Origin of the sequence: Neisseria sp. 27098_8_158 (assembly GCF_041433145.1) — a bacterium.
GTDB classification, from domain to species: Bacteria; Pseudomonadota; Gammaproteobacteria; order Burkholderiales; family Neisseriaceae; genus Neisseria; species Neisseria subflava_E.
In genome coordinates this window covers 309063-321507 of the sequence record NZ_JAPWAZ010000001.1, presented here as the reverse complement: position 1 = coordinate 321507, position 12445 = coordinate 309063, and the positions used below count along the sequence as shown (strand labels likewise).

Annotated in this window: 7 protein-coding genes; 3 read left to right on the top strand and 4 right to left on the bottom strand. The window is 46.4% G+C overall.

Annotated features, from left to right (window positions below):
• Window positions 1–25: 25 nt before the first annotated feature.
• From dld to O3681_RS01570, 4 genes are all read right to left on the bottom strand, one after another.
• Window positions 26–1717 carry a D-lactate dehydrogenase gene (dld, locus tag O3681_RS01585; RefSeq protein WP_371459121.1) on the bottom strand — a complete coding sequence of 564 codons (1692 nt, stop codon included), beginning with the start codon at window positions 1715–1717 and terminating at the stop codon, window positions 26–28.
• A 166-nt stretch (window positions 1718–1883) separates the two neighbouring features.
• Window positions 1884–4007: a polyribonucleotide nucleotidyltransferase gene (pnp, locus tag O3681_RS01580; protein ID WP_371459120.1), complete on the bottom strand. Its 2124-nt coding sequence runs from the start codon at window positions 4005–4007 to the stop codon at window positions 1884–1886.
• 233 nt (window positions 4008–4240) lie between these two features.
• Window positions 4241–5104, bottom strand: coding sequence for a phosphoribosylaminoimidazolesuccinocarboxamide synthase (locus O3681_RS01575; RefSeq protein ID WP_107723167.1), 864 nt, complete (start codon window positions 5102–5104; stop codon window positions 4241–4243).
• Window positions 5105–5267: 163 nt separating this feature from the next.
• The gene (locus O3681_RS01570) at window positions 5268–6722 is read right to left on the bottom strand and encodes a calcium-binding protein (RefSeq protein ID WP_371459119.1); all 1455 of its coding nucleotides are present in this window, start codon (window positions 6720–6722) and stop codon (window positions 5268–5270) included.
• 444 nt (window positions 6723–7166) lie between these two features.
• On the opposite strand from O3681_RS01570, the gene rfbD reads away from it, so the two are divergent.
• The 3 genes from rfbD (at window position 7167) to O3681_RS01555 (ending at window position 12441) form a co-directional block, all read left to right on the top strand.
• Window positions 7167–8030, top strand: coding sequence for a dTDP-4-dehydrorhamnose reductase (gene rfbD, locus O3681_RS01565; RefSeq protein WP_371459118.1), 864 nt, complete (start codon window positions 7167–7169; stop codon window positions 8028–8030).
• A gap of 151 nt (window positions 8031–8181) precedes the next feature.
• Window positions 8182–11040 carry an excinuclease ABC subunit UvrA gene (gene uvrA / locus O3681_RS01560; RefSeq protein WP_371459117.1) on the top strand — a complete coding sequence of 953 codons (2859 nt, stop codon included), beginning with the start codon at window positions 8182–8184 and terminating at the stop codon, window positions 11038–11040.
• Window positions 11041–11049: 9 nt separating this feature from the next.
• A complete protein-coding gene (locus O3681_RS01555; RefSeq protein WP_371459116.1) occupies window positions 11050–12441 on the top strand; it encodes an AAA family ATPase in 1392 nt (463 codons plus the stop codon).
• Window positions 12442–12445: the final 4 nt, after the last annotated feature.

Sequence of the window (12445 nt, the reverse complement as noted above, 5' to 3'; positions counted from 1 at the left end):
TCAGACGGCCTTTATTAACTATGCTTTATTCTGCCCAGTTTTTCTTCTTACTGGTTTTACCGATACCGGGGTTGAAGCTGTTGGTCGGGTCAAGTTTTTTATAGAACTGTTTCAGTTCAGGCTTGGCTTCATACAGATGACCGACGTTGTGCTCGGCAGGATATTGCGCGCCGCGTTGGTCAAGCAGATGGAGCATTTCATGTTCCAAAGCCATGCAGTCGTTGCCTTTTTTAATGATGTAGTCCTGATGGAACACATGACACATAAAATGTCCGTAATACAATTTATGGATGATTTTATTGTCGATTTCAGGCGGCAGTGTTTCAAACCAATCACGATCATCACGGCGCAAGGCGATATCGAGTGCAACCAAATCCTCTACTTCATCATCATGTACAGAACGATAGCGGATCGCGGCAGAAGCCACAGCAAAGCGATGCAGCATGGCCGCCTGCGTTTCTTCGGCATTACATTCGAAGAATGCGCCGCCATGAGTTGCAAAATATTCCTTCAAGAAAGCACGCGCTTCTTCTACGCCCTCGCCACCCATTTTTAAAATTAGGTGATGTTCATATTTATCCCGATAGTTGCGCATAGATTTCGGCAAGTGATCAGGCAAAATTTTACTGATCAGTTGCATGAATTTATCAGAGAAGTGTTTTGGTAAGAAACTTATCTTTTTGCTGAATCTATCCACACGGGCTTTCAGATCAAACAGTTTCGGAAGTTGGTGGGCACCGAACGTCTTAATGATATAAAACGTATCTTTACCATAAACGGCAGCAATATCAAAAGCATGACGATGGATATACTCTCCGGAAATAGGCAGGTTTTTAAACTCGCTCAAAGCGGCACGACGAATATCGGTCAGCTCATTAATATCATTGGTGCCGATATAGAACACGGCAGTTTGCTTTTCTTGAGGGAACGTATCCAGACGCACGGCAAATACCATCAGCTTGCCCGCGCAGCCTGAAGCCTCGTAATGGCGTGCAGGGTCGGCATTAAAACGGGCGGCAGTCGGTTCATTCACTTGGCGGACATGATCGCAGTATGCATGGTCATGCCCTTTGCCGGCATCTTGCGTAATGTCTTTTCGCTGATAATGGAAACCTTGCAAGTTGGTCAAAATTTCTTCAGGGGTTTCGCCCAAATCAATGCCCAAATGGTTGACCAGCTCCAGCTTGCCCTCTTCGTTGATTTGCGCAAACAGGGCCATTTCCGTATAAGCCGGACCACGCTGTACCAATGCACCGCCGGAGTTATTACATACGCCACCCAATACAGATGCGCCGATACAGGACGAACCAATTACAGAGTGCGGCTCACGGCCTAAAGGTTTCAGCAGCAGCTCCAATTGATTCAGGGTAGAACCGGGCAGGCAGACAACCTGTTCGTTATTGTTAATCGGCTGAATGATGTTCAGACGCATGGTATTTACAATCACGATATCGCGGTCGTAATCATTGCCGTCAGGAGTCGAGCCGCCGGTCAGGCCGGTATTGGCGGCCTGCGTAATCACGATAACATCAGCCTCAACACACGCCTGCAAGATTTGCCACATTTCCAAAACCGTACCCGGACGGACAACTGCCAGCGCCTTGCCCTCACCAAAACGGTAGCCTTGACGGTATTGTTCGGTTTTTGCCGGGTCTGTGATGATATATTTTTCGCCGACGGTTTGCGTCAGCCGACTGATTAATTGCGTAGCATTCATTGCATACTCCTTGAGAAATGAATATATTTATTAAATTACAAACATTGTAGTAATCCCTTTTATCAAAGTAAAGGCGAAACCTGTTTTTTTAAACTCATCTTTTAAATAAACAAAAGGCCGTCTGAAAATTCCAGACGGCCTTTTGTTTCAAGCTTGAATAATCAGATTATTCGGCTGCTTTCTCTTCGCGAGCAGGCGCTTCCAGCAAAGCTTTGATAGACAGACGTACGCGGCCGCGATCGTCCACTTCCAATGCTTTCACGTTCACAACCTGACCTACTTGCAGGTAGTCGCTGACATTGCGTACGCGCTCGTGGGCGATTTGGCTGATGTGTACCAAACCGTCTTTGCCCGGCATCACGCTGACAATCGCGCCAACGTTGTTGTCGAGGATTTTAACCACAGTACCTTCGTACACTTTGCCCACTTCCACTTCGGCAGTGATTTCTTCGATGCGTTTTTTCGCTGCATCACCTGCTTCTTGAGTAGTCGCAGCGATAGTGATGGTACCGTCTTCAGCGATATTGATTTCAGTACCGGTTTCGGCAGTAATCGAACGAATAGTTTCGCCGCCTTTACCAATCACATCACGGATTTTGTCTTGGTTGATTTTCATGGTGAACAAGCGTGGCGCGTGTGCAGACAGCTCTTGCGGGCCTGCAACGGCAGCTTTCATCTGATCCAAGATGTGCAAACGTGCTTCTTTGGCTTGAGCCAAAGCAATTTGCATGATTTCTTTGGTAATACCTTGGATTTTGATGTCCATTTGCAGCGCGGTCACACCTTCGGTTGTACCGGCTACTTTAAAGTCCATATCGCCCAAGTGGTCTTCGTCGCCCAAGATGTCGGTCAGGACGGCAAATTTGTTGTTGTCCAAAATCAGACCCATGGCGATACCGGCAACGTGTGCTTTCAAAGGCACACCGGCAGACAACAGGCTCAAGCAGCCACCGCAGACGGAGGCCATAGAGGAAGAGCCGTTGGATTCGGTAATTTCAGAAACTACGCGCATGGTGTAGCTGAAATCTTCAGGTTCTGGCAATACAGCCAACAACGCACGTTTAGCCAAGCGGCCGTGACCGATTTCACGACGTTTTGGCGCACCTACGCGACCTACTTCACCGGTAGAGTATGGAGGGAAGTTGTAGTGCAGCATGAAGCGGTCGGTATATTCGCCGGACAGCGCATCAATGATTTGCTCGTCGCGTGAAGTACCCAAAGTGGCAACCGCCAAAGCTTGGGTTTCGCCACGGGTAAACAGTGCAGAACCGTGAGTGCGCGGCAATACACCGGTTTGAATGTTCAACGGACGAACGGTGCGGGTGTCGCGACCGTCAATACGCGGTTGGCCGTCCAAAATTTGGCTGCGGACAACATCGGCTTCCAAGTGTTTGAAAATGCCTTTGATTTCGTTGGCTGCCAAAGTGTCGGTTTCTTCGGTAATCAACGCTTCTTTCACGGCATTCCAAGCTTCGTCCAATTTGGCAGAACGCGCTTGTTTTTGACGGATTTTGAACGCTTCTTTAATGGTTTCACCGGCAATTTCGCGTACTTTTGCAACCAATTCTTCATTGGTTTCAGGAGCTTTCCAATCCCAAACTTCCGGGTTGACTTCGTCGGCAAACTCATTGATGGCATTAATGGCCACTTGCATTTGATCGTGACCGTAAACAACTGCGCCCAACATCACTTCTTCAGACAAGATATCGGCTTCGGATTCCACCATCAACACGGCTTTAGAAGTACCGGCAACAACCAAGTCCAATTGTGATTTAGCCAATTCGGCTTTAGTCGGGTTCAAAACGTACATGCCGTTTACATAACCCACGCGTGCCGCACCAATCGGACCGGCAAACGGTACGCCGCTCAACACCAGCGCAGCAGACGCGCCCAGCATTGCAGGAATGTCAGAATCAATTTCAGGATCAACAGACACCACCATCGCTACGATTTGGATGTCGTGGTAGAAACCTTCAGGGAACAGAGGGCGGATCGGACGGTCGATCAGACGGCTGGTCAGGATTTCTTTTTCGCTTTGTTTGCCTTCGCGTTTGAAGAAACCGCCGGGGATTTTACCTGCTGCGTAAGTACGCTCGAGGTAATCGACAGTCAGAGGGAAGAAGTCTTGGCCTTCTTTCACTTCTTTGTTGGTAGTAACGGCAACCAAAACAACAGTATCGCCCATGGATACTTTAACGGCAGCGGCGGCTTGGCGAGCGATTTCGCCGGTTTCCAAAGTAACGGTTTGATTACCGTATTGGAAGGTCTTAACGTGTTTATTGAACATCATTGTTCCTTTCAAAATACCGCACTGCTAAAACACTAATAATGCACACTAAAATCCGAATGTGCATAGTTAGGGTTTCAGACCGTGCGGCAGGTTATAAACAAGCTTTCAGACGGCCTTTAAGGCGCTGAAAACAACTCTCGATTATAAAGGCAACCATCCTTAAAATCCAGTATTTATACAATAAAAAGGCCGTCTGAAACATATCTCTTTCAGACGGCCTTCAAACTTAAAAATCAATCCTGAGTCAGCAAAGTCAATGCTTCTTGATATTTTTCGACTGTTTTTTGAATCACATCGGCAGGCACTTTAGGCGCAGGCGCTTTTTTGTTCCAACCGCTTTGCTCCAGCCAATCGCGGACAAATTGTTTGTCAAAAGACGGCGGATTGGTGCCGACTTTGTATTGGTCTGCAGGCCAAAAACGGCTGGAGTCAGGCGTTAATACTTCGTCCATCAAAGTCAGCGTACCTTCTTCATCCAAACCAAATTCAAACTTGGTATCGCAAATAATAATGCCGCGAGATTTGGCATATTCGGCCGCTTCTGTATACAGCTGAATCGCTTTGGTGCGCACTTCCGCCGCCAATTCTTTTCCGATAATGCGTTCGCATTCTTCAAAGCTGATGTTTTCATCATGATCGCCAACCTCGGCTTTGGTTGATGGCGTAAAAATCACTTCAGGCAGTTGTTGCGCTTCCTGCATACCTTCAGGTAGTTGAATCCCGCAAACAGAACCTGTTTTTTGATAATCTTTCCAACCGCTGCCTGCCAGATAACCGCGCACAATAGCCTCTACTTTCACCGGAGTGAGTTTTTTAGCCACAACGGCGCGTTTTTCTAAAACTTTGGCTTCGTTTTCAGGCAAAACGTCGTAAACCGTATGGCCGGTAAAGTGGTTAGGCATGACATGAGCCAGTTTTTTAAACCAAAAATTGGAAATCTGCGTCAGAATCTCCCCTTTACCCGGAATCGGGTCATCCAAAATCACATCAAATGCAGACAGGCGGTCGGAAGCAACCATCAACATTCGCTTATCGTCAATTTCGTATAAATCGCGTACTTTGCCGGAGTAGATTTTTTTCAAGCTGATTTCAGACATTTTGGGTATCTCTTTGGTAGACAGAAGAATGCAGTATTTTAGCCCAATTTGGAATTTTTCGTCAGATTGTTTACAAAATAAAGGCCGTCTGAAACCTTATATTTTGGTTTCAGATGGCCTTAACCGTTGATTTCAGAGAAGAACCCTGAAAATCACCATCCTATCAGATTACAGAAGCTTGAGTCTGATCTTGGATTTGGTTCACAGCAGACAGAGAGTAGTAGTCGCCGTGGCCGGTTACTTGGTAAGTGCTACCGTCAGCAAACTTGAAGTTTTCAACTTTGTGATCGTTACCGGTGAACCAGTCATCGATGGTGATGCTATCGTTAGTACCGACAGAAACAGTCAGGTTAGCACCAGATTTGCTCAGCAATACGTCGGAAGCTGCAACGCCTTTACCGAACAACAGGGTGTCATTACCACTTTCTTCACGGATAGTGTCGTGACCGTAACCTTTGTCGAAGAAGTAAGTATCGTTACCGGTACCACCGATCAGGATGTCGTTGCCGACACCGCCGTCGAGGTAGTCGTTACCGTCTTTACCAACCAGGCAGTCGTCGCCGGCCAAACCATACAGATGGTTGTTGCCGCCGTTACCTTCGATGTTGTTGTTCAAAGAGTTACCAGTACCGTTCAGGTTTTGCATACCTTGCAAAATCAGGTTTTCAACGTGATCGGTCAGTGTGTAGTCAATAACGGTACGAACAGTATCGATACCGGCGTGTGCATTGCCGTACTCGATAACTTGGTCGTTGGCATTGTCAACGAAGTAAACGTCATTACCGTCGCCACCGCGCATGATGTCCGAGCCGGAACCACCGTTCAGGTAGTCGTTACCGGCACCACCTTGCAGGTAGTCTTTACCGTCTTCACCGTACAGAGAGTCACCGTCGGCATCACCGTAAATGGTGTCGTTACCGGCACCGGCGTAGATTACGTCTGTACCGTTACCACCGTAGATGATGTCTTCGCAAGCAGTACCATAAATGGTATCTTTAGCATCAGTACCGCGGATAACGTTGCCGTCTTTGCAGTCTTCAGCTCGGATGACATTACCTGGGTTTTTGTCTTCGTGACCGTATGAGTTGTTTTGGTTATGGTCGTCAACACAGTCTTTGCAGTCTGGCTCTGGCTTAGGCTCAGGTTTTGGTTCTGGCTTAGGCTCAGGTTTTGGCTCTGGCTTAGGTTCTGGTTTAGGCTCAGGTTTTGGTTCTGGCTTAGGCTCAGGTTTTGGTTGTGGTTTTGGTTCTGGTTGCGGTTCTGGCTGTGGCTCAGGCTTAGGCTCAGGTTTTGGTTGAGGCTTAGGCTGAGGTTTAGGTTGTGGTTTTGGACATGGGATCGGTTTGATTGGATCGCAGTTGTAAGGTGGGCAAACCGGAACACATTTGTAGTTAGGAGTTTTTGCCGGTGGGCAGAAAGCCGCAATAGCAGAAACCAGACCGGTTACCGCATTAACTACTGACACGCCGACGCTGGCAATGCTAGCGATACTGCCGATAGAAACAGAAGATTTTGCTGCAGGAGCGCAGTAGTAAGAAGAGTAGGAAGCCTTAGGCGCAGGAGCGCAGTAAGAACTAACCAGGGGTCTAGTATAATACCCCCCGTAACAGTATGCCATAATAATTACTCCCAAAATAGTTAATAAAGATATTGAGCTAGCGGAACGAGCAAATCCGCCCTTGCTCAATTATTATTTTAGTAATATTTTTCAAAATATTTACTCAAAAATATCAAACGGTAGAATTTGCCGATAAAAGGACGGAGTCTCGCCTGTTTTTAAATTCCATTATCCTAGCAACAATAAAAACATTAACATTGATTCACACTCTCTCAAACAGCATAGATCCTTTATCTATCTTGTTAAAAGCTGAACTTTAACTCTAGTTATAGTAAACAAACATAATACCAATAAGTGGTTATTATTATGGATAGATAATATCGACAATTTACCCAAATGCAGCCACCTCTGCATTTTGTTCTACGCCAATAATGTGAATTTGTCTTATTTACACTATAATGACACGAACACCTATTTAACAGCTATCAGAGGAGATATTCAACCATGCGTACTTTATTGACCGGAGCCAAAGGCCAGCTTGCCCGTTGTCTGCGCGACCGCCTGCCCGAAGATTGGGAACTGATTGCTACCGATTCTACTTCGCTGGACATTACCGATACCGAAGCCGTGCATCATATGATTAAAAACTTCCAACCAGATGCCATCGTTAATGCCGCAGCTTACACTGCCGTCGATAAAGCAGAAGAAAACGCAGAGGCTGCTTTTGCCGTCAACGCAACCGCTGTTCACAACCTTGCCGCAGCTGCTCGCGCTGCACATGCCCGCTTTATCCATATTTCTACTGATTATGTATTCGACGGCGAAGGCAAACGCCCTTACCGCGAAACCGACTACACCAATCCGCGCAGCACTTACGGTCAATCCAAAGTTGCAGGCGAGCTTTTGGCTTTAGCCGCGCATCCGGAAAGTACAATCGTCCGTACTTCATGGCTGTTTAGCGAATACGGCAGCAATTTCGTCAAGACCATGCTGCGCCTTGCTAAAGAACGTGACTCCCTCTCCATTGTTCACGACCAAACCGGTTGTCCGACTTATGCAGGCGACTTGGCTCATGCCATCATCAGTTTATTGCAACAGCCCACTTCCCCACGCGGCATCTTCCATTACTGTGGCAACAAATCGGCAACATGGTACGAATTTACCAAAGCCATCTTTCAGACGGCCCACCAATTAGACGACAGCTTCCGCATTCCGGAACTGAACGCAATTACCACTGATCAATACCCCCTGCCCACTCCGCGTCCGGCATACAGCATTATGGATTGCTCACGTCTAGAGACCGAATTCTGTATCAAACCGTCCGACTGGCAAAAAGCCCTGCGCGAAATTCTCCGCAAAATCGACTGATAAGCTGATCCATCTATATCAAAAGCCGTCTGAAAACATATTTTCAGACGGCCTCTTTGTTTCTTTTATATCAAATGCTTTATCTATCCAGTCTGTCATTTGAAAAGTGCTACAATAGCCGTTTATTTTATTTTTCAGACGGCCTGACAATATGTGCAATCATCATCCCAAACATTCACACGATAATGACACCATCCGCATCCGCGGCGCGCGTACACATAATTTGAAAAATGTCGATTTAGACATTCCGCGCCACAAGCTCGTGGTGGTAACAGGATTGTCAGGCAGCGGTAAATCATCGCTGGCGTTTGATACTTTGTATGCCGAAGGGCAACGCCGTTATGTTGAGAGCCTTTCCGCCTATGCCCGTCAGTTTTTACAGATGATGGACAAACCCGATGTCGATTTAATTGAAGGCTTATCGCCCGCGATTTCCATCGAGCAAAAATCCACCAGTCACAATCCGCGCTCCACCGTCGGCACGGTAACAGAAATCCACGATTACCTGCGTCTTTTGTATGCACGCGTCGGCACGCCGTATTGCCCCGAACACAATCTGCCGCTATCCAGTCAAACCGTATCACAGATGGTCGATGCCGTATTGAAACTGCCGGAAGACACGCGCGTGATGATTTTGGCGCCGGCAGTGCGCGAGCGTAAGGGCGAGTTTGTCGATTTCTTTGCCGACTTGCAGGCGCAGGGTTTTGCGCGTGTACGCGTGGACGGCGAAGTCTATCAGCTTGACGAAGTACCGAAGCTGGAAAAAAACATCAAGCACAACATTGACGTCGTCATCGACCGCGTGAAAGTGAAGGCGGACATCAAGCAGCGGCTGGCGGAAAGTTTTGAAACCGCATTGCGCCACGGCAACGAACGCGCACTGGCGATGGAAATGGACAGCGGCGAAGAGCATTGGTTCTCCGCGCGTTTTGCCTGCCCCGTGTGTTCGTACAGCCTGCCCGAATTAGAGCCGCGCCTGTTTTCCTTCAACAACCCGATGGGGTCCTGCCCGACTTGCGACGGTTTGGGCAACACTAACTTCTTCGATCCCGAAAAAGTGGTTGCCCATCCCGAATTATCCTTAGCCGCAGGCGCGATTGACGGCTGGGATAAGCGCAACCAATTCTATTTCCAAATGATTCAGTCGTTAGCACGCCATTATGAGTTTGATGCGGATGCAGCATGGGAAACACTGCCTGAAAAAGTCAAAAAAGTTGTCTTGCACGGTTCGGGCAAAGAAGTCATCGACTTCACCTACCTGTCCGAACGCGGCACCACCTTCAACCGCAGTCATGCCTTTGAAGGCATCATCCCCAATCTCGAACGCCGCTACCGCGAAACCGACAGCGAAACCGTGCGCGAAAAACTGCGCGAATACCAAAACCACCGCGCCTGCCCAAGCTGCGGCGGCGCACGTTTGCGTAAAGAAGCGCGATACGTTTACGTCAGTGGCGAGCCGTTGCACGAAATCTCCGCCTGGCCGCTGACCAAAACCCACCAATTTTTTGAAACGCTGGATTTGGACGGCAACAAAAAACAAATCGCCGAAAAAATCCTTAAAGAAATCACCGAACGCCTCGGCTTCCTGATTAACGTCGGGCTGGATTACCTGAATTTAAGCCGCTCCGCCGAAACCCTTTCCGGCGGCGAAGCCCAGCGCATCCGCCTCGCCAGCCAAATCGGCAGTGGTCTGACTGGCGTAATGTATGTGTTGGACGAACCCTCCATCGGCCTGCACCAGCGCGATAACGACCGCCTGCTCGCCACCCTCAAACGCCTGCGCGATTTGGGCAACAGCGTGATTGTGGTCGAACACGACGAAGACGCTATCCGCGAAGCCGATTTCGTCGTCGATATGGGCCCCGGCGCAGGCGAACATGGCGGCAACGTACTGATTGCCGACACCCCCGAAAACGTCGCCAAATGCGAAAACTCCGTTACCGGACAATACCTCAGCGGCAAAAGATCCATTGCCGTGCCGTCAGAACGCACGCCCGTCAATCCCGACCGAATGCTCGTCCTCAAAGGCGCGCGTGGCAACAACCTTAAAAACGTTACCCTCGAATTGCCGCTCGGTTTGATTACCTGCATCACCGGCGTATCCGGCAGCGGCAAATCCACCCTGATTAACGACACCCTCGCCAAAATCACCGCCCGCGAACTCAACCGCGCCCAAGAAGAACCCGCCCCATACGACGACATCCAAGGCCTCGAACACCTCGACAAAGTCATCAACGTCGACCAATCCCCCATCGGCCGCACCCCGCGCTCCAACCCCGCCACCTACACCGGCCTGTTCACCCCCATTCGCGAACTCTTCGCCGGCGTGCCCCTCTCGCGCGAACGCGGCTACAGCGTCGGCAGATTTTCCTTCAACGTCAAAGGCGGCCGCTGCGAAGCCTGCCAAGGCGACGGCGTGATTAAAGTCGAAATGCACTTCCTGCCCGACGTGTACGTCCCCTGCGAAGTCTGCCACGGCAAACGCTACAACCGTGAAACCCTCGAAATCCAATACAAAGGCAAAAACATCAGCCAAGTCCTCGACATGACCGTCGAAGAAGCCCGCGAATTTTTCGACGCCGTCCCCACCGTATCGCGCAAACTGCAAACCCTGATGGACGTAGGCCTAGGCTACATCCGCCTCGGCCAGTCCGCCACTACCCTCTCCGGCGGCGAAGCCCAACGCGTCAAACTTGCCCTCGAACTCTCCAAACGCGACACCGGCAGAACGCTCTACATCCTCGACGAACCCACCACCGGCCTGCACTTCGCCGACATCGCCCTGTTGCTGGAAGTCATCGGCCGTCTGAAAGGCAAAGGCAACTCGATAGTGATTATCGAGCATAATCTTGACGTTATAAAAACGGCTGATTATATTGTGGATTTAGGACCGGAAGGCGGTGATGGTGGAGGGAGAGTTATTGCGGAAGGTAGTCCAGAAGAAATAATATCTCAAACAGAGGTTAGTTATACCGCTAAATATCTAAAAACAATCTTAGAAAAATTTTAGGAAACTACAATGAATAAACAATCATCTATATTAAATCAATTTAAATTAAAAAATGTTCATGGATACAAAGACTTTCTGATCAATTTTCATGAGGATGTAACAGTTATTCTTGCTGAAAATGGGTTTGGTAAAACTACTATTCTAATGAGTTTATATTACTTTATCTCAGGTCAATTCTCAAAACTCTTACCACTTCCATTTACTGAACTTGAGTTACAATTCGAAGATGGTGAAATTATTAATTTTAATAAGCAGCAAGCATTAACTATTGAGCCTAAATTAAAAGATCGTTTAATCCGACGGAATTTAAGGTTTCCACCAGAAGATATTAATATATCGAAAAACATCGATAAATTAGCTGTTTTATATTTTTCAAAGCAATCCCAATTAATTAAAGAGGATGATTTCTTTAAATTTTTATACATGAATACCCCATGGAGTGATGATGAACTATATGAAAAATTAGCAAATATATTTGATCAAATGATACAAAATGAATATATCAGTAACATTCGAAAGAAGATTAGTGAGCGATTTACTGATATCGATATATTATTACTTACTACCTATCGACGGATTGAAGCAACCGAAGAAGATTTACAATTTAACAATACCTTAGATGATTTTGAATCCATTAATTATTTTAATAATATTCGTAAAAGAAGATTTATAGAAGATAATGACCAACTAATTAATTTTGGCTTGTCAGATGTGGAAAAGCAATTAAATATTCTTACTAACTCTATAAAAAAAGATTTATTACAATCATATCAATCTCTCAGCAACAATATTATTGATACATTATTAGATGATCGTCCTGAAATAGTTGAAATTACTGATGAGGATAAAAAAACTATCAAGCTTATGCTTGAAAGGCTAGGAAATTATACTGATGACAAAATAAAACAAATCTTAGATGCTATAGATAATAATAAACATAATAACCCTCTTATTTATCTATTTATCAAATTAATTGATAGTTATAAGAAATCTAAAGACCAAGAAAATGCAATTGAGAACTTTGTTAATCTAATAAATGACTATTTTAGAATGAGTGATTTTAATGATAAATTAATTAGATTTGATAAAACAAAACTAACTGTGGATGTATTCAATACTCACTTAGAAGAACCTATTCAATTAGGTTCTCTGAGTTCTGGTGAAAAACAAATTATCAGTATTTTTTCAAAATTAATTTTAAATTTAGATAAAAAATTTCTAATTCTTATTGATGAACCGGAGTTATCATTATCATTAGAATGGCAGCAAAGATTATTGCCTGATATGTTAAAGCAGAATTCCTGTAATCAAATTATTGCTATTACCCATTCTCCATTTATATTCGATAATGAGTTTGATGCTAATGCAACTACTATTGAAATTAAAATAAATGGCAAATAAATGG